Annotated in this window: 20 protein-coding genes; 12 read left to right on the top strand and 8 right to left on the bottom strand. The window is 47.5% G+C overall.

The features are described from left to right. The first annotated feature begins 17 nt into the window (after positions 1-17). From KNO72_RS11115 to KNO72_RS11100, 4 genes are read left to right on the top strand one after another with little or no spacing between them, the layout of a single operon-like run. Entirely contained in the window at positions 18-1124 is a 1107-nt protein-coding gene (locus KNO72_RS11115) for an ABC transporter ATP-binding protein (RefSeq protein WP_047795864.1), read from the top strand. After that, complete coding sequence (locus KNO72_RS11110; RefSeq protein ID WP_015880886.1) at positions 1111-1932, top strand: ABC transporter permease; 822 nt, start codon at positions 1111-1113, stop codon at positions 1930-1932. Before KNO72_RS11115 ends, KNO72_RS11110 begins: the two co-directional genes overlap by 14 nt. Continuing rightward, positions 1929-2723 (top strand): ABC transporter permease, encoded by a 795-nt coding sequence (locus KNO72_RS11105; protein ID WP_047795862.1) that lies wholly within the window; start codon positions 1929-1931, stop codon positions 2721-2723. The genes KNO72_RS11110 and KNO72_RS11105 overlap by 4 nt, the downstream gene beginning before the upstream one ends. Then, a complete protein-coding gene (locus KNO72_RS11100) occupies positions 2720-3790 on the top strand; it encodes an ABC transporter substrate-binding protein (RefSeq protein ID WP_214689244.1) in 1071 nt (356 codons plus the stop codon). Before KNO72_RS11105 ends, KNO72_RS11100 begins: the two co-directional genes overlap by 4 nt. 40 nt (positions 3791-3830) lie before the next feature. Here the strand turns inward: KNO72_RS11100 and KNO72_RS11095 are convergent, their stop codons facing one another. From KNO72_RS11095 to adh, 3 genes are all read right to left on the bottom strand, one after another. Further along, positions 3831-4556, bottom strand: a complete 726-nt coding sequence (locus KNO72_RS11095; RefSeq protein WP_214758177.1) for a nuclease-related domain-containing protein — start codon at positions 4554-4556, stop codon at positions 3831-3833. A gap of 119 nt (positions 4557-4675) precedes the next feature. Next, a complete protein-coding gene (locus KNO72_RS11090; RefSeq protein WP_214685609.1) occupies positions 4676-5038 on the bottom strand; it encodes a DUF779 domain-containing protein in 363 nt (120 codons plus the stop codon). 1 nt (position 5039) lies between these two features. Beyond that, positions 5040-6560 (bottom strand): aldehyde dehydrogenase, encoded by a 1521-nt coding sequence (adh, locus tag KNO72_RS11085; protein ID WP_078146389.1) that lies wholly within the window; start codon positions 6558-6560, stop codon positions 5040-5042. Positions 6561-6781: 221 nt separating this feature from the next. Here adh and KNO72_RS11080 point away from each other — a divergent pair, with 221 nt between their 5' ends. Continuing rightward, entirely contained in the window at positions 6782-7315 is a 534-nt protein-coding gene (locus KNO72_RS11080; protein WP_015880892.1) for a YceI family protein, read from the top strand. Positions 7316-7341: 26 nt separating this feature from the next. Here KNO72_RS11080 and KNO72_RS11075 read toward each other — a convergent pair whose 3' ends face one another. After that, positions 7342-8325 (bottom strand): metal-dependent hydrolase, encoded by a 984-nt coding sequence (locus KNO72_RS11075; RefSeq protein WP_015880893.1) that lies wholly within the window; start codon positions 8323-8325, stop codon positions 7342-7344. 88 nt (positions 8326-8413) lie between these two features. Here KNO72_RS11075 and mutY point away from each other — a divergent pair, with 88 nt between their 5' ends. The 4 genes from mutY (at position 8414) to KNO72_RS11055 (ending at position 12280) form a co-directional block, all read left to right on the top strand. Beyond that, positions 8414-9448, top strand: a complete 1035-nt coding sequence (gene mutY, locus KNO72_RS11070; RefSeq protein WP_214758175.1) for an A/G-specific adenine glycosylase — start codon at positions 8414-8416, stop codon at positions 9446-9448. Continuing rightward, positions 9435-9860, top strand: coding sequence for a hypothetical protein (locus KNO72_RS11065; RefSeq protein WP_078146391.1), 426 nt, complete (start codon positions 9435-9437; stop codon positions 9858-9860). The genes mutY and KNO72_RS11065 overlap by 14 nt, the downstream gene beginning before the upstream one ends. Positions 9861-9949: 89 nt before the next feature. Further along, positions 9950-10492: a nucleoside tri-diphosphate phosphatase gene (gene ntdP / locus KNO72_RS11060; RefSeq protein WP_015880896.1), complete on the top strand. Its 543-nt coding sequence runs from the start codon at positions 9950-9952 to the stop codon at positions 10490-10492. 39 nt (positions 10493-10531) lie between these two features. Continuing rightward, positions 10532-12280 carry an ABC transporter ATP-binding protein gene (locus KNO72_RS11055; protein WP_047795859.1) on the top strand — a complete coding sequence of 583 codons (1749 nt, stop codon included), beginning with the start codon at positions 10532-10534 and terminating at the stop codon, positions 12278-12280. Between the two features lie 35 nt (positions 12281-12315). On the opposite strand, the gene KNO72_RS11050 is transcribed toward KNO72_RS11055, so the two are convergent. The 3 genes from KNO72_RS11050 to KNO72_RS11040 all read right to left on the bottom strand — a co-directional run bounded on the left by KNO72_RS11050 (position 12316) and on the right by KNO72_RS11040 (position 15413). Further along, positions 12316-12711 carry a thiol-disulfide oxidoreductase DCC family protein gene (locus KNO72_RS11050; protein WP_015880898.1) on the bottom strand — a complete coding sequence of 132 codons (396 nt, stop codon included), beginning with the start codon at positions 12709-12711 and terminating at the stop codon, positions 12316-12318. Between the two features lie 53 nt (positions 12712-12764). Further along, on the bottom strand, positions 12765-13997 hold the full coding sequence (locus KNO72_RS11045; protein WP_214758173.1) for an MFS transporter: 1233 nt from the start codon (positions 13995-13997) through the stop codon (positions 12765-12767). A 117-nt stretch (positions 13998-14114) separates the two neighbouring features. Next, positions 14115-15413: a glutamate-1-semialdehyde 2,1-aminomutase gene (locus KNO72_RS11040; RefSeq protein WP_015880900.1), complete on the bottom strand. Its 1299-nt coding sequence runs from the start codon at positions 15411-15413 to the stop codon at positions 14115-14117. A 191-nt stretch (positions 15414-15604) separates the two neighbouring features. Here KNO72_RS11040 and perR point away from each other — a divergent pair, with 191 nt between their 5' ends. Continuing rightward, positions 15605-16036, top strand: a complete 432-nt coding sequence (perR, locus tag KNO72_RS11035; protein ID WP_031421138.1) for a peroxide-responsive transcriptional repressor PerR — start codon at positions 15605-15607, stop codon at positions 16034-16036. 37 nt (positions 16037-16073) lie between these two features. On the opposite strand, the gene KNO72_RS11030 is transcribed toward perR, so the two are convergent. Then, positions 16074-16433, bottom strand: coding sequence for a YgzB family protein (locus KNO72_RS11030; protein WP_031421140.1), 360 nt, complete (start codon positions 16431-16433; stop codon positions 16074-16076). Between the two features lie 102 nt (positions 16434-16535). Between KNO72_RS11030 and KNO72_RS11025 the strand changes: the two genes are divergently transcribed. Further along, the gene (locus KNO72_RS11025) at positions 16536-17477 is read left to right on the top strand and encodes a nucleotidyltransferase-like protein (RefSeq protein WP_251028330.1); all 942 of its coding nucleotides are present in this window, start codon (positions 16536-16538) and stop codon (positions 17475-17477) included. 39 nt (positions 17478-17516) lie between these two features. Next, positions 17517-18689, top strand: coding sequence for a substrate-binding domain-containing protein (locus KNO72_RS11020; RefSeq protein WP_078146396.1), 1173 nt, complete (start codon positions 17517-17519; stop codon positions 18687-18689). Positions 18690-18978 lie beyond the last annotated feature (289 nt).

Genomic DNA, 18978 nt, shown 5'->3' with positions numbered 1-18978 from the left:
ACAGAGGAGGAAACAGCATGAATGCAGAGACAATTATTCGTTTTGACCACGTGTCAAAGCGTTACGACGATACAGTCGTCCTTGAAGATATCAGTTTTGAGATTGAGCGTGGGAAGTTTTATACGCTTCTCGGTCCATCGGGATGTGGGAAGACGACGATTTTGCGTCTCATCGCTGGATTTACCGATGCGACCGAAGGAGATATTCACTTCAGCGGGAAGCGGATCAACGATGTGCCGGCCAACAAACGACAAGTGAACACCGTGTTCCAAGATTATGCGCTGTTTCCTCATTTAAACGTATTTGAGAATGTCGCATTCGGTCTCCGCATTAAAAAATTGAAAGAAGCAGATGTGAAAGCGAAAGTGGAGCAGGCTCTCAAGTTTGTTAACTTAGAAGGATACGGCTCGCGCGAAATCGATGAGATGTCAGGTGGACAGCGCCAACGTGTCGCCATCGCCCGCGCAATCGTAAATGAGCCGGAGGTCATTCTCCTCGATGAACCGCTCTCTGCCTTAGACTTGAAACTTCGTACGGAGATGCAATATGAACTTCGTGAGTTACAGCAACGTCTTGGCATCACCTTCATTTTTGTCACACACGACCAAGAAGAGGCGCTCGCCATGTCGGATGAGATTTTCGTCATGAACAACGGGAAAATTGTTCAGAGTGGGACACCGACTGATATTTATGATGAACCGATCAACCGTTTCGTCGCAGACTTTATCGGTGAATCCAATATCGTGCCGGGTGTCATGCCGGAAGACAATGTCGTCACGTTTGCTGGTAAAACGTTTGACTGTGTCGACCAAGGATTTGACCGCAATGAAAAAGTTGAGGTCATCATTCGTCCGGAAGACTTAGAGATGACATCGGTCGATGCAGCGAAACTCGTTGTCGACGTCGATTCTCAATTGTTCCGAGGTGTCCACTACGAGATTTGCTGTTATGACCAAGAAGGAAACGAATGGCTCGTCCACTCGACGAAGAAATCAATCGTCGGATCAAAAATCGGATTGACGTTTGACGAAGAAGCGATTCACGTCATGCGACTAGGTGAAACAGAAGAAGAATTTGACCGTCGTCTCGAATCCTACGAGGAGGTCCCTCATGAATCAAACTAATCAGACCGCAAAGACGGTATATTTGACGACCTATTGGATTTGGATCGCCTTGTTCGTCATCGCACCACTCGTCCTCGTCGTCTATTATTCCTTTTTTGATATCGATGGGAATTTGAGTTTAGAAAACTATCAGACGTTCTTCACGTCGACGTATTTGTCGATGACGCTCTCGTCGTTCTGGTATGCGTTTCTCATTACGTTCTTCTCGTTACTCGTCGGGTATCCGACGGCATACTTGTTGACGAAGACGAAGCATAAACAGCTTTGGCTCTTGCTCATCTTGCTGCCGTCATGGATTAACTTGTTGTTAAAGGCGTATGCGTTCCTTGGTATTTTTGGAACGTACGGGATTACGAATCAATTTTTAGAAGCCATCGGTATTGGGACGAAACAGATTCTATTCACCGATTTCAGTTTCGTCTTTGTTTCTGTATACATCTTCATCCCGTTCATGATTTTGCCGATTTACAACGCCATTGAGAAGTTACCGCCATCACTCGTCTACGCATCCCGTGATTTAGGTGCATCGAACTGGACGACATTCCGACGTGTCATCTTCCCGTTGACGCTTGACGGTGTCAAATCGGGGATTCAAATCGTCTTTATTCCGGCATTATCGCTCTTCATGATCACCCGACTCATCGCCGGGAACCGAGTCATCACACTCGGTACAGCGATTGAACAACAATTCCTTGTCACGCAAAACTGGGGGATGGGCTCGACGATTGCCGTCTTCCTCATCTTGGCGATGGTTCTTGTCATGGTCGTCACACGTGACTGGGGTGCGAAAGGAGCGGTTCGTCGATGAAACGTAAACGATTCAAATTATCAAATCTATACTTGGCGGCCGTGTTCTTCATCTTGTATGCGCCAATTCTATATTTGGTCTTCTACTCGTTCAACAGTGGCGGAACGATGAGTAACTTCGAAGGGTTCACCCTCGAATGGTACAAGTCGCTCTTCACGGACACGAGACTTCTCGTCATCGTCTTGAATACGATTGTCATCGCGCTGCTCTCGGCGACGATTTCGACCGTGCTCGGTGTCATCGGGGCACTCGCCATCTATACGGCGAAACAAAAGTATACGAAGACGTCCCTCTTATCATTGAACAACGTCTTGATCGTGAGCCCGGACGTCATCATCGGGGCCTCCTTCTTGATCCTCTTCACGATGCTAGGGATTCAGTTAGGCTTTTATTCGGTTCTCTTGTCGCACATCGCCTTCTCGGTTCCGATTGTCGTCATCTTGGTGTTGCCAAAACTTCAAGAGATGAGTCCGACGTTGATTGATGCGTCACGTGACCTAGGTGCCAGCACGTGGGACGTATTGACGAAAGTCATTCTGCCATATATCACGCCAGGGGTATTTGCCGGTTTCTTCACGGCACTCACCTATTCGTTAGATGACTTTGCTGTCACATTCTTCGTGACAGGGAACGGCTTCACGACCCTCGCCGTAGAAGTCTATTCGCGGGCACGTCAAGGTATCTCGCTTGAAATCAATGCGTTGTCTGCGATTCTGTTCCTCTTCACGCTCATACTTGTCATCGGATATTATGTGTTGGCGCAACGAGGGTCAAAGGAGGTTAGACGATGAAAAAACTAGTCATCATGTTGGCTGTGCCATTGATTGTCAGCTTTGGTCTCCTTCTTTGGATTCAGCAACTGAATGCTGCGCAAGGATTCGGCGGCGACAACACACTGGTCGTCTACAACTGGGGAGATTATATCGATGAGGACTTGATCGGTGAGTTCGAAGAGCAGAGCGGGTTGAAGGTCGTTTATCAAACGTTCGACTCGAACGAAGCGATGCTTACGAAAATTGAGCAAGGCGGTACGGCCTTTGATGTCGCCGTTCCATCCGATTATGCGATCAGTAAGATGAGAGAGGAGAACCTCCTTCTTCCGATCGATTACGATAAACTCGAAAACTTTGATAACATCGATCCGCGTTTCCTCGATAAATCGTTCGACCCGGGTAACAAGTACTCGGTCCCTTATTTCTGGGGTACGGTCGGGATCGTCTACAATCCTGAACTAGTCGATGGTGAGATCACATCATGGAACGATCTTTGGGAAATGCCGCTCGAGAACGACATTCTCCTTGCGGACGGGACACGTGAAGTGATGGGCTTCGGCCTGAACTCGCTTGGGTACTCCCTCAACACGACGAATAAAGATGAGTTGATTGAGGCGGAAGAAAAGTTAACGACGCTTTGGCCGAACATCAAAGCGATTGTCGGAGACGAAATCAAAATGCTGATGGCGAACCGTGAAGCAGCGGCAGCCGTCGTCTGGTCCGGGGATGCGTCAGAAATCATGTATGAGAACGAAGAACTGACGTATGTCATTCCGGAAGAAGGCACGAATCTCTGGTTTGATAACCTCGTCATCCCAAGTACGGCAAAAAACGTGGACGGGGCACATCAGTTCATCGACTTTATGTTAGATGCTGAGATTGCGGCACGTAACACGGATTATGTCGGATACTCAACACCGAACGAAGCGGCTCTCGAATTCTTGGATGAAGAAGTCACATCGGATGAACGATTCTACCCGTCTCGTGAAGTGACACAGGACCTTGAAGTGTATGAAAACCTAGGGAAGCGCATGAACGCTTACTATAACGAATTGTATTTACGCTTTAAAATGCAGAGTAAATGACGAAACATCCCCGCGCTCATCTGAGTACGGGGATGTTTGTTTACTGCTTGATTGTCGATTTGATGTCTTCGATATGTTTCAAGGTGACAGTCGTGTCGACTTGTGTGAAGGAGTGTAAGATTTCGTACAGGCGGACTTGCTCATCGAGATCGAAAATAAAATCTTGGTAGGTGATCAGCTCTTTGATCCACTGTTGGCGATTGAGCACAGGGACCTCGGCAGATTCGATTTGTTTGAGCGTCGAACGATTGCTGAATACAATCCATGAGTGGAGATGGGTTCGGTCCACTCCAAGCACTTGCTCGATGGCTTTGGGATGTAATTCATTTTGTTTGATCGGATTGAAGAAACGATGCTTTTTACGGCGGGGGAGTGTCTGTGTCCAGTATCGGTCACGTGCCCGACCGAATATCCAACCGCTATAGTTTTTAGATTCGATGACATGTACCCCGGATTGGTTGATCAGAATGACATCGATCTCAGTGGTTCGATCTTTTTTAGAAGGATGGGGGAGATACAGGTTTGTCAAAATCAACGGTTGAAAGAACTTTGACTCAATCTCCGCCACACATAGATACTCTCCGAATAGACCGGTGTCTTGAACCACTTTGAAGTAAGAATGTCGAGTTTGTTGAGAATATTGACTGTTTTGATAACGTTTGACCTTATAGATGATGATGAGTGTGAGGACGAGAAATATGGGTGCGAATATGCTGATCAAGGTGACGAAAATACCTTCGAACAATTCTGTTAGTAGTGAAGCCATCAAATCCCTCCCTTTGTATCCACTATACAAGAAGCGAGATGATTCATATGTATATTTTTTACAATCGAGGATAATCGTTTTCTACATCATAAAGGACCCATCGAAATGGGTCCTTTTGCTTAGGTTTCATGCTTCAGCGCCTCACGCTCTTCTTTTGTAAAGACTCGAGAACGTCCTAAAAATCGTTTCCCTTCGACACCTTCGAGTGAAAACATACCACCCCGACCATCGACCACATCGATGATTAGTTGTGTATGTTTCCAATAATCATACTGTTTCTCATGGATATAGAAGGGCGTCTCGCCGATTTCACCGAGAAGAACGTCGTGGTCGCCCACCATGAACTCGTCACGTGGGAAGCACATGGGAGAACTCCCGTCACAACATCCTCCTGACTGATGAAAGAGGAGGGGACCGTGTTTCGATTTGAGACGTTCGATGAGTTCGAGCGCGGCGGGGGTGGCCTCGACTCGTCTCACCATCTTAGAAGAACCCGAGTTTTTGTTCGCTGTAGCTGACGAGCATGTTTTTCGTACGCTGATAGTGACCGAGCATCATCTTATGGTTCTCACGTCCAATCCCAGACATTTTGTAACCACCGAATGCAGCATGTGCCGGATAGGAGTGGTAACAGTTGATCCAGACACGTCCTGCTTGAATTTCACGACCGAAGCGATATGCACGGTTCATGTCTCTTGTCCACACGCCTGCCCCGAGTCCGTAAAGCGTATCGTTCGCGATGGCGAGTGCCTCCGCATCGTCTTTGAACGTCGTGACGGATAAGACCGGTCCAAAAATCTCTTCTTGGAAGATTCGCATCTTGTTATGGCCTTTGAAGATCGTCGGTTGAATGTAATACCCATCCGCGAGCTCTCCGTCCATCATGTTGCGCTCTCCACCGATTAGGCATTCTGCGCCCTCGTCTTTCCCGATTTGGAGATAAGACAGGATTTTCTCCATCTGTTCGTTCGACGCTTGTGCACCCATCATGACATCGGCATCGAGTGGGTTGCCGAGCTTGATTGCTTTGACGCGTTCTAGCACGCGTTCCATGAACTTGTCATAAATCGACTCTTGAATCAAGGCGCGAGATGGGCACGTACAGACTTCCCCTTGGTTCAAGGCGAACATGACGAGACCTTCAATCGCTTTATCAAAGAAATCGTCATCCGCGTCCATGATGTCGGCAAAGAAGATGTTTGGTGACTTTCCACCAAGCTCAAGCGTGACAGGGATGATGTTTTGAGAAGCGTATTGCATAATGAGGCGACCCGTTGTCGTCTCACCCGTGAAGGCGACTTTATCGACACGGTCACTCGATGCGAGCGGTTTTCCTGCTTCGAGACCGAAACCGTTCACGATATTGATGACACCAGGTGGTAATAAATCTTCGATGAGTTCCATGAGAACCATGATTGAAGAAGGGGTTTGTTCTGCCGGTTTTAAGACGACACAGTTTCCGGCAGCGAGTGCCGGCGCGAGTTTCCACACCGCCATCAAAATCGGGAAGTTCCACGGAATGATTTGAGCGACGACACCGAGCGGCTCATGGAAATGATAGGCGACCGTATCATGGTCGAGTTCACTGATGCCACCTTCTTGTGAGCGGATGACCCCTGCGAAGTAACGGAAGTGGTCGATGGCGAGCGGAAGGTCAGCGTTGAGCGTTTCCCGAACGGCCTTCCCATTTTCCCATGTTTCCGCGTAGGCGAGCATTTCGAGGTTCTCTTCCATGCGGTCTGCAATTTTATTCAAGATGACAGAACGTTCCGTGACAGACGTTTTGCCCCAATCGTCTTTGGCTGCATGAGCGGCATCCAAAGCAAGTTCAATATCCTCTTTCGTTGAGCGGGCGACTTCACATAATACTTTCCCATTTACAGGAGATGTGTTTTCAAAGTATTCTCCACCAGCCGGTGCGGTCCACTTTCCGTTAATGTAGTTCTCATAACGGTCCTTAAACTGTACTTTCGTTCCTGCTGAGTTCGGTACTTCATAAATCATGATCGTTCCTCCCTTTTCATACGAGATAAAGGAGTTATGTATGCGCTTACATTTAGCAGTAAGCGAACGACTCCCTTTTTTTGATCGTAACGGTATGATGTGATAAAAGTCAAAATTTTTTGACAATAATTTGTCAATCTTTTGTAAAGACGTTTTGAACTCAAGATTTGTGGAAATGACTAGATTGTACACATTAATTCATCCATAAGGAGTGAGTCACGATGGCTAAGACATATCAGATTGACCCGGCGCATAGTTCGATCACGTTCACGGTCAAGCACATGATGATTTCCAAGGTGAAGGGCGAGTTCAAAGAATTTGATATTAAGGCGAACGGTGAGCCGAGCGATTTAGCGAATGCGAGTGTGAAAGTGACGATTCAGGCAGCATCGATCGACACCAACAACACGGATCGGGATAATCACCTCCGTTCAGGCGATTTCTTCAATGCCGAGGAACATCCGCATCTCGTCTTTCATTCCACTTCTTTCCGTTCAAAAGGAGGCGGAGAATTCGAATTGACAGGGGATTTAACGATTCGAGGAACGACTCGGGAAGAGACGTTTGAAGTGGAGTATGAGGGAAGCGCAAAAGACCCATGGGGCAATACGAAACACGCCTTCTCCGGAGAAGGGTCGCTCAACCGTGAGGACTATGGATTAACGTGGAACCAAGCGCTTGAGGCGGGTGGTGTCCTCGTCGATAAGAAAGTCAAATTCGAGTTCGAGCTCCAATTCACTGAATCGGAAGCATAAGAAAAGTCGCTCATCTGAGCGACTTTTTATTGTTCGTATACCAATTTTTTCTGAAGGCTGTCTTCACTAAACACCCAACCTGTAAACGATGACAACACGTCATTCGTCTGCTCGTCGACGATAACGACGGCAACAAACGGATACATGTTTTTAGAGAAATAACGCAAGTTTGTGAAGCGGTATTCGATCATCCCGTTATGGCGTGTCACGGTGTACGTGTGAATTTTAGAAAATTCGAGGAACGCCTGTAAGTCAGCATTTTTCCGAGCCTCTACGAAATGGAGGTCTTCTTCTCCTGGCATCGGTTTGTCGCGGAAGCGACCGCATTCGATGACTTTGCCTTTTTTTACTTTTACGGCTCCGAGACCATCGCGGAAACGGACGGCGACATGCCAGTCATCCCAACCGATTCCTGGTGAGATGAACAATTCATGTGCCCCTGCAAAGTGTCTCGCCACGGTAGCGAGCGCACGGTTACGTAATTTAAACTGAATGGCATAGTAACTGATGACAAGCGCAATAAGCAGTGCAAAAATAGGGACAGTCGCACCCGTTATCATCCATAATGCATATGCACCGTAATAAGCGGAGAACAAGTACGGATCAAACGTCCCGATCACGCCCCAGCCGATCCATTTTTTCGAAAAAGGTTGTAGCGCTTGCGTCCCGTAGGCATTGAACAAGTCGACCGTGACATGGAGCAACACGGCGATTTGTGCCATGACCCATAGAGAGGCAGGATTGACGCCGAGGACCGTCCCGATGACGGCGCTGACGATGATTGGCCAAGCAAGAAGCGCGGTGATTCCATGTGAACGACCACGATGTTGGCGTAAATACGTACTATTTCCTTTTAACTTAAAGACGGTGTCGAAGTCTGGTGCATGTGAGCCGACGAGAGCCGTGGCTGTCATGGCTAAAAACAGTTGTGCATCACCTGACACTTCCGGGCTGAGCGTCGCGATGGCACTTAATCCAAGTCCCATACCAATGTGTGTCGCAGTATCCAATGTGCGTCAGCACCTCCATCAATAATGAAAGAATTACGTCATCTATTCCTATTTATCATACAATATTTTTAAAACGAGGGGAAACACAATGCTTAATCTTGATAAATTGTTCACAAATTATAATATTCATCATTTTAACGAGGAACTCGTCACCTGGTTCAATCGCGAAAAGCGTGATTTACCTTGGCGTCATGCGAAAAATCCTTATCGCGTGTGGGTGAGTGAAGTGATGTTGCAACAGACACGAGTCGATACGGTCATCCCATATTACAACCGGTTCATGGAACGCTTTCCGACGCTCGAAGATCTCGCAGCTGCTGACACGGATGAGGTCGTAAAGTATTGGGAAGGGCTCGGGTACTACTCTCGCGTCCGGAACTTACATGAAGCGGTCAAAGAAGTCGCTTCTGTTTACGAGGGAATCGTCCCGGAGGAGAAAGAACGTTTCGAGAAACTAAAAGGGGTCGGACCGTATACGACGGGAGCCGTACTGTCGATTGCCTACAACCAACCGGAGCCGGCTGTGGATGGAAACGTCATGCGCGTGATGTCCCGTCAATTCGGAATCTATGACGACATCGCACTGCCGAAGACACGCAAAATCTTCGAACAAGTCGTTCGTCGATTGATGGACCCGACTCACGCATCCGATTTTAACGAGGGAGTGATGGAGTTGGGTGCTACGGTCTGCACACCGAAAAATCCGATGTGCTCGCTCTGTCCCGTGCAAGACACTTGTTATGCATATGCGCATCATGTACAAGATGAGCTACCGGTCAAAACGAAGAAGGGAGCAGCACGTGTCGAAATGTATGACGCGCTATGCATCGAGAAAGACGGAAAAATCGCATATGAACAACGACCGGACAAAGGGTTGCTCGCTGGGATGTGGCAATATCCGCTTATGGATCGAGGAACGGGGGAACAACTTAACGGAACGTATCTCGGGCAAGTGAAGCATGTCTTCTCTCATATCGTTTGGTATATCGATTTATATCGTGTCGATACGCTTCCGACGGATGACGTCGTCTGGCTAGACGCTTCGGAACGCGAGGTGAAGACGGTTTCTGTTGCTCAACAAAAATTAGAACGATTGGTAGGTGACGAACGTGAGACGATTTGAGGTAGAGTCGACATATGATACGACGGTAGATGTGCTTTGGGATTTGTTACAGGATGCCTCGCTTTTGACGAAGCTGACAAAGTTTCCTAAAGTACGCTTAGAGGGGGACGGCGCCTCGGTCGAAGGGAATGAAGTGAAGTTGTTCGTTGGGGTCGGTCCGGTGGAACTGCCATGGACCAGTGCCATCACCGTTGTGGGGAACCAGGCATTCTGCGATCAAGGAAAGACGTTACCGTTTCCGTTCAAGCGGTTCACACACGTGCATCGGGTTGAGTCGCGTGATGGTAAGGCGGTCATGATCGATGAAGTAACGTTCGATAGCTATGTTCCGAACATACTCGTCGAGTATTTCGTGCTTCGGCCGATGTTCCAAGAACGGGCGCGGGCCTTCCAAAAAACACTAAATTCATGAAAATAAGAGATTTCCTTTTTCATTGGTTCTGAAAGTCGCTATAATTAAATATGAGAATTGTATAGCATCATAGCGGAAAGGAGGAGCTTATGAGCTTATTTCCCAAAGCAGGTAGCAAAATCGAGATACAGAGCTACAAGCACAACGGAACTTTGCATCGCGTTTGGGAAGAAACGCTCGTCCTTCAGTCGTCAAAAACGGATATGATCGGATTCAATGACCGCATCATGGTCAGCGAGTCAGACGGTCGGCAATGGAGAACGCGAGAGCCGGCAATTTGCTACTTTTCATCTGAGTATTGGTTCAATGTCATCTGTATGATTCGCGAAGACGGGATTTACTACTACTGTAATCTAGGTTCGCCGACTACATTTGATGGGGATGAACGTGCCATCAAATACATCGATTACGATTTGGACATCAAGGTGTTCCCGGATATGTCGTATACGATTTTAGATGAAGATGAATATGAGCGGCATCGTCGCGAGATGAATTATCCGAAAGCGATTGATCGAATCTTGAAGCAGAACGTGCAAGAACTGATCAACTGGATTCGAGGACGGAAAGGGCCGTTCAACCCAACATTCGTCGATGAATGGTATCGCGAATACGAAGCACGTTATCGGAGATGATTCCTCATCTCCGCTTTTTTTCTTAAGTCAGGAGGCATTATGGGTAGTATTAAACGTTATTTGCAGTTTGTTCGTCCGTATAAGAAACAGATTGCCCTCACCATTTTCGTCGGGATTTTGAAGTTTTCCATCCCGCTCGGATTACCGTTACTTTATAGATATGTCATCGATAACTATTTGACGGATGATGCGCCGAAGCAGGACTACACGACGCTCGTCTGGTTATTCAGCATCGTTTTCTTCGTCTTCCTGGTCCTCAAGCCGCCGATCGAGTATTTGCGTCAATATTTGGCGCAGTGGGCCGCGACGCGTGTCTTGTTCGATGTGCGGAACCGGTTATTCGACCACGTCCAGAAGTTGTCACTCCGCTATTATTCAAACAATAAGACGGGACAAATCATTTCACGGATTATCAACGACGTCGAACAGACGAAAGACTTCGTCATCACCGGTCTGATGAATATTTGGCTCGACATGATCACCATTCTTATCGCCATCGGGATCATGTATACGATTGACCCGCAACTCACGCTGATTGCGATTTTACCACTTCCGTTTTACGCGATCGCAGTCCGCTATTTCTATGGACGGTTGCGTCGTTTGACGCGTGAACGGTCGGCGGCACTCGCTGACCTACAAGGGCATTTGACAGAGCGCGTCAACGGGATGGCGGTCATTCGGAGTTTTGCGCTAGAGCCATATGAGAATAAGGCATTTGAACAACAGAACGGTGGCTTCTTGAACGCGGCACTCAAACATACGAGTTGGAACGCCAAGACGTATGTCGTCGTATCGACCATCACTGACATCGCGCCGATCCTCATCTTCACGACGGCATCGTGGCTCGTCATTCAAGAAGCGGTATCGCTCGGGACGCTTGTCGCGTTCATCGCGTATATCGACCGACTCTATGCGCCGCTCGGTCGTCTCGTCAACTCGGCGACGACACTCACGCAGTCGGTCGCTTCGATGGACCGTGTCTTTGAGTTCTTGGATGAGACATATGATATCGAGGAGAAACCGAACGGGTTCGTCCCGTTGTCGACAGCGGGTAAAATCGACCTTGAGCATGTGAGTTTTTCGTATGAACAGGACGGGACACGAGCGTTGAACGATGTGAACCTTCAAATCCGCTCCGGGGAACGCGTGGCGTTTGTCGGAATGTCCGGTGGAGGGAAATCGACACTCGTCAGTTTGATTCCGCGTTTCTATGACGTGACGGATGGAAGCATCAAAATCGACGGCATCGATGTGCGTGATTTCAAATTACGTGCACTCCGCGACCAGATTGGGATGGTCATGCAGGATTCGGTCCTCTTCAGCGAATCGGTTGCCATGAATATTCGGATGGGAAAACCGGATGCAACGGATGAGGAAGTCATCGCGGCGGCCAAGGCAGCGAACGCCCATGAGTTCATCTCGAAACTACAGGACGGATATGCGACACCGGTCGGGGAGAAAGGTGTCAAACTGTCTGGTGGACAGAAGCAGCGGCTTGCGATTGCACGCGTCTTCTTGAAGAATCCACCGATCTTGATTTTAGACGAGGCGACGAGTGCGCTTGATTTAGAAAGTGAAGCGATGATTCAAGACTCGCTGGCCCGTCTGACGAAAGGACGGACGACGTTAATCGTTGCCCACCGCTTGTCGACCATAACGGACGCCGATCAAATCGTCGTCGTGGATAACGGTCAAATCATGGAGACGGGAACGCATGAAGAGTTGATGCGTCGTCGCGGGGCGTATTATGACCTGTATATGATTCAAGATTTAGCCGTAGTCGAATAATAAAAAAAAAGTCGAGTCCTATGGGCTCGACTTTTTTAGCGGTCTAAAAATCGTTTACGAACATCCGGGGAAGGGAGTGTGCACACTTCCTTTTTCCCAAATAGACGTGTCCGATGTTTGGCGAATAACGCATATCCATGATCACGAATCGGTCTAGGTATGAAACGAATGAGTCGAAGCAGGCGCCAACGGCCATCAAGGTGTTCGGCAATTCGAATCGCAGCGTCTGATTTTAAGTAAGGAACCCCTTCCTCAATATAGACGATGCTGTCGACTGATTCCGGGATCCGGTGTCGTGTTCGGAGCGACTGACCGACCTCGCTTTGGAGCGAAGCAAAGTGAATCGAGGCGTGTCGATCATGACGAATGATGAACTGGACACTGGCATCACAGAAGTTGCAATCGCCATCAAATAAAACAATCGCAGGCAAGTACTTCGCCTCCTTCATCGTACTGTTTTACCGTTTTGTCTTCATGTTAAACGTCAAGCAGCGAGTTGGCGAGCAGGTTGCATCTTATAGAGCGATACATAATACAAGTAAGCACCGAGGGCACCGAAGACGAACATGTAACCGCTCATCAAGACCGGACCGATGAACGCGCCGACGACAATGCCTGCCGCGGCAACCAATTTGGCTCCGTGGAACGTGAGGCCGCCGAATGCAAGATAAGAGGCACGGCGTTTAGGGTCGAGGAGGTCAACCTGTTTCACTTGTCGAATCGGCGAGTAGAGGAGTTCGCCAATTGTGAAGATAATCGCGAGTACGGTCAGGACGATAAAGGAGTTCATCGAGGTAATGGCGGCGTATGCTGTGATATATAACGATAAACCAATGAAAAATATGGTCTTCTCTTTGAAACGTTTGACGAACGCAGTAACCGCAAACGTGATGGCGACGACGAGCAAGGTATTCTCTAGTTGCATAAACGCCATCATGCGAACCCCATCAACAGGTATTCCGAGAATTTGACGACTTTCGAATGACTCTGCTAAATGAACACCGATATAGTTCGCCATATGAAACTCGGTCGAAAAGACGAGCATACTTCCAAATACGAATGTGATCCATCGGCGGTCGCGTAACGCGATTTTATAGTTTTCGATGACACCATGAATCGGGTTTGACGGTGTTGAGCGGTTGCCAGTATATGTGTCGACCAAGAAACGTTGAAGAATGATTGTGGTCACAGTGAGAATGACCGTCATACCGATAAAGAGAGCGAAACGATGGTCGCGATAAAAGGCGCCGCCGAGCATGACGCCTCCGGCAATCGCTAAATTGACGAGCCAGTAGTCATACACGTAGATGGCTTTTCGATTTGATTCTTCCATAGAATCGATGACAATCGCCTCAAGTGCCGGATAGTTCAATCCGTTCGAAATGGCATGTCCGAAGTAGAGGATGGCAACGATGAGTGCCCAGTTATTCGATGGGTGAATCGCGATGGTCATCCCAAGAAAACAGATGATTTGAATCACCTGACCAATCTGTAAGACAACCTTCCGATTGAACCGATCGGAAAAGTATCCACCGAATAGACCGGTCAAGTAACCGACGATAACGAATGAGGTCATGATGATACCGGCTGGCACTTTCCCCAACTCTTCTGAGAAATAGAGTGCCATGAATGGGAAAATGGCTGATCCGACGATTCGAATGCAAAATCCGCAAACGAGTCGTAAGCGGACATTTAATGGAAAATCATTAAATTTCATATGGTGAGCACCTCCTTGGTTCTACTGTAATGGGGGACGGTACTCAGTAAAAAGAGACACTTTTTTTGAAGATGTCCCCTTTTAGACGAAAAAAAGAGATGCTTGCGCATCTCCTTCTTACAATTGGGCAAACGAGCGATTGACCGCTTCGATTGTCTCTTCGATATCTTGTTCCGTATGCTCTGTCGTCAAGAACCAGGCTTCATATTTTGATGGAGCCAAGTTCACGCCATTCTCAAGCATCAACTTGAAGAAGCGTCCGAACTTCTCACCATCTGACTTTTCCGCACCTTCATAGTCGGTGACGATTTCATCCGTGAAGTAAACGGTAAGGGCACCTTTTAAGCGGTTGAGCGTGATCGTGACATCATGCTTTTCTGCCGCCTCGCGGATGCCGGCTTCCAGTTTCGCACCGAGTGCGTCTAATTTCTCATAGACACCAGGTTGCTCGAGCACTTCCAGGCAAGCGATTCCTGTCGCCATCGAGGCCGGGTTACCGGCCATCGTGCCGGCTTGATATGCAGGTCCGAGTGGGGCGACCGTCTCCATGATTTCAGCCTTCCCGCCGTAAGCGCCGATCGGTAGACCACCACCGATGATTTTACCAAGTGCCGTCATATCTGGTTCGATGCCATACACTTGTTGGGCACTTCCGTATGTGAAACGGAACGCCGTGATGACTTCATCATAGATGACGAGTGCGCCGTGTTCATGTGTGATGTCGTTGACAGCTTGGAGGAAACCTGGCTTCGGTTCAACGATTCCGAAGTTCCCGACAATCGGTTCGACGAGCACACAAGCGACCTGGTCTCCCCATTCTTTCATCATCTCGCGATACGCTTCGACGTCGTTGAACGGGACGGTGATGACTTCTTTGGCAGTGGCTTTTGTTACACCTGCAGAGTCCGGAGAACCGAGCGTCGCTGGACCACTACCTGCTGCAATCAGCATGAGATCCGAATGTCCGTGGTAACAACCGCTGAATTTCACAACAAGTTCACGACCAGTGTAAGCACGGGCGACTCGTACCGTCGTCATGACGGCTTCTGTTCCGGAGTTGGTGAATCGTACCTTATCCATCGAAGGGATGGCTTGTTTTAGTTTCTTCGCAAATTCAACCTCGAGACGGTGTGGTGTCCCGTATAATAAACCTTTTGAAGAAGCGTTCATAAGCGCTTCATGAATGTGTGGATGGGCATGGCCGGTAATGATTGGACCATATGCCGCCAAATAATCGATGTAGCGATTCCCGTCTACATCATAGAAATAGGCGCCTTCGCCGCGTTCCATATAAACAGGGGCGCCGCCACCAACTGCTTTAAATGAGCGAGATGGACTGTTGACACCTCCGACGATGTGAGTGAGTGCATCTTGGTATAATGCATCGGATGACTGACGATTTGATGAAGTAGTCATATGTATTGCCTCCTTATTCAAATTCGCACTTATTGTATCATAGCCGTCAACCGCATAAGCTCAGTGTTTGACGAGTAGTTGAGAAATCAGTACACTATTTATAAAGATTACTATGTAAGAAATAAGTTAATGTTCAAAACTATTTCGCATGAATTTTATAGAAGAAATGAGGGATTGACGTGGGAAGCGAAATGCTTGACCATGCTGTTCAGTCGCTCCGGGAACATGGAGTCAGAATGACGCCTCAGCGCCAGGCCATTTTGGAGTACCTCGTCACGGAGCATAGTCACCCGACAGCGGATGACATTTATAAGGCACTTGCCGCACGGTTTCCAAATATGAGTGTGGCCACTGTATATAACAACTTGCGCGTTTTTAAAGAGGTGGGCCTCGTTCAAGAGATGAACTATGGGGACGCCTCGAGTCGTTTTGACTTTGTGACGTCGAAGCACTATCACATCATCTGTGATACGTGTGGAAAAGTCGTCGACTTTAACTATCCTGTATTAGATGAAATCGAATCGGTTGCATCACAATTGACTGGATTCAAAGTTGATCGTCACCGTCTTGAAGTGTACGGAACGTGCCCGTCTTGTCAGTCTGAACAATCGCAAACACATTAAAAAACCACATCCGACGGCTCGGATGTGGTTTTTTGTGTTAGTCCGTTTGTTGTGACTGACGTTTGTTATATTTCTCATCGAATTCTTTTCCTTCGAGTGAACGGTCGATTGTGAGCGGCTCGTCGCAGTGCATACATAAGTCGACGCGTCCGAGCATCTTCGTCTCTTTTTCACAGTTCGGACAAGTCACGATGATGGCTTTTGTCGAGGCCATCCCGACGATGAAGTAAAGAGCAGAGCTCGCAAGTACCATGACAAATCCAAGAAGCATGAAAATAATCATGAGCCAGGTGATGGATTTTGCGAGAAGACCGAGATACATGACACCGATCCCGCCGAAGATAAGAAGTAATGCTATATTACGTGCGCGGTTGATTTTGTTCCCCCGTTTTTTCATGAGTGAATCCCTCCAATAGTCTGTCTCTATCATAGCTCATCTTCAAACGAGTGAGAAGTTCCTGCACTTTTTCGGCAGGAGTTTTTTGAAAAGAGGGCGAATTTGATTCGTATCGAAAATGACAATCGTCATATATATAGTCAACTTGCGATTGGGAGAGAAGGGGTCCAGATGACGATGGAATATGCGACTCGCACCATTTACTCAGAATATGCTGCATTAAAAACGACACTCGGGATTATTGAGGTGAAGAAAAAACGGGCACGTGATCCGTTGACGGATCAGTCGGATCGCCTGCTCATTGTGATTGAAGCAAAACCAGAACCGTTTTGGACGGTGAAACAATATCAGGTCGGTCAAGAAAAAATTGTCCTGCACGTAGTCAGTGACTCGATGATGGATCGGTGGATTGTCTTGAATGAAAATCGGCGAGCCATTCATTGGATTGAAGACGGAATCGTCTTGTTCGAACGAAATGAGTACATTTTAGAGTTACGACAGCGCAACCGTAATTTAACGAATCGGGAACAACGTTTACAACTCTCAATCTCTTTCGCAAAGTTGTTGCGTCGGTTTGAAGACGGACGTTATCTATTTTTAGAAGGGGAGTTCCAAGACGCCTTCACTCAGATTCATCATGCCCTCACTCACCTGGCACGCCTCTCGATTCTTGAGGCGGGGATTCATCCGGAAATCGTATTGTGGGAACAGGTACGAGCCATTGACCTCGAGATTTATAAGCTGCACGATGAATTGGTCGGAGGACAAGAATCGCTTGAACAGCGCATCCACCTTGTCGTCATTGGCATGGAACATTTGATTCAATCGAAAGTGTTGCCGGGGACGTTGTTATTACTTCAGACGATGCAGGAGAAAGGCGGAGCGTGGACGTTCTCAGAATTGATGGAACATCCGAATTTGAATGAGCTCCGTGTCGACCTTGGAAGCATCATTGGTTTTTTAGTGAAAAAAGGGTATGTTCGAACGGTCACGAGACCGACGAAAGGGGTCGGGGTAGAGGCAGTGCTTTATGAGATTGCTTAACTTCCCTTTCCTAGGAACAATGAGGAGAAAATCAGTTATATGAAACTATTGAAATTTAGCGTGGGAACCGTCTTTATTTTATTTGTCACGATTGTGATTTCTGTCTTTGTCGCCCTTTTTACGATGGGAGACCCCATCACACTTGGGCGACCGATTATTTGGACGATATGGTATATGGCCGTTCTACTAATCATATGTATGGGACTCTATGATTTTTCGTCCTTTTCAAAACAAAAGATTCGAAGAGTTCTCGGCTGGGGTGCGTTAGTCGGTGCTGTCCTCTTCGCTTCTGTGAAAGGATATTATATGTATCAAGATAGTTTGAAGATTGAGGAACGCGGTGTGGAGTTGATGGATTATCAGCCGTTCACGGATTCAGAACAATTGGCGAGACTCGATCACGAGGCTTCGGTGAAGTTTGAGGAAGGTTTGCCGCGATTAGATGGAGCGACAGCGCTCTATCCGATGTACGCTTCATTCGTGGAAGCAGTCTATCCGGACTCGGAAACGTATGATCCATATAATGATCAAACGAGTAAAGTCGTGTCGACGACAACGCCGGAAGCGTACAGCCGACTGATGAACGATCAGACCGACTTGATTTTCGTCGCTGGTCCATCTGACCGTCAATTGAAGGTTGCGAAACAAAAAAACGTTTCTTTACATATGACGGCGATTGGAAGGGAAGCATTTGTGTTCTTCGTCCATGAAGATAACCCGGTCGATTCTTTGACGATGGAACAAGTTCGGGGTATTTATTCAGGAGACATTCGGAATTGGGAAGAGGTCGGAGGGGACTCGGAATCCATTCGTGCTTTTCAACGACCGGAGGATAGTGGCAGTCAAACGGCGTTACAAAAGATGATGGGCGAACAAAAGCTCATGGAGGCGCCGGTAGAAGATGTTCCTGAAGGGATGGGTGGAATCATTCAACAAACTTCATCGTATCGGAACCATAAAAATGCGATTGGATTTTCATTTAGATACTATGCGACAGAAATGGTGCATGACTATGAAATCAAGTTACTTCGTATAGATGGAATCGAACCGACCGTTGAAACGATTCAGGATGGATCGTATCCACTGACTTCTGAATTTTATGCGGTGACTACGGAAGAGAAGGCAGAGCGATATGAAGATTTTCTTCAATGGCTCGAAAGCGAGGATGGGCAGACGTTAGTTGAGAAGACGGGCTATGTCCGTCTCGATTAATACAAAGCAGAAGGTTTACTTTTCATCATGTTGATGGGAAGTAAATCTTTTTTTATTTTTATTGTTTTTTGTATTGACGAAGTGGTAAATAGAGATTATAGTTATAAACGTTGTCACGGCAAAAGATTATTTCAGAAAAACAATTTGTGAAAAAGTTGTTGACGAAAACAATCAAAACGTGATAGATTAATGAAGTCGCCAAGAGCGGCAGACGAACTTTGAAAACTGAACGATGAGGCAAAAATAAGTTTTACCATTTTTGAATGAAGCGCAAGCTTCGTCAATTTAA

The sequence above is a fragment of the Exiguobacterium sp. s123 genome, assembly GCF_018617075.1.
GTDB classification, from domain to species: Bacteria; Bacillota; Bacilli; order Exiguobacteriales; family Exiguobacteriaceae; genus Exiguobacterium; species Exiguobacterium profundum.
Note: the sequence above shows the minus strand (reverse complement) of the source record. Positions and strands in the feature narration are given on the sequence as shown.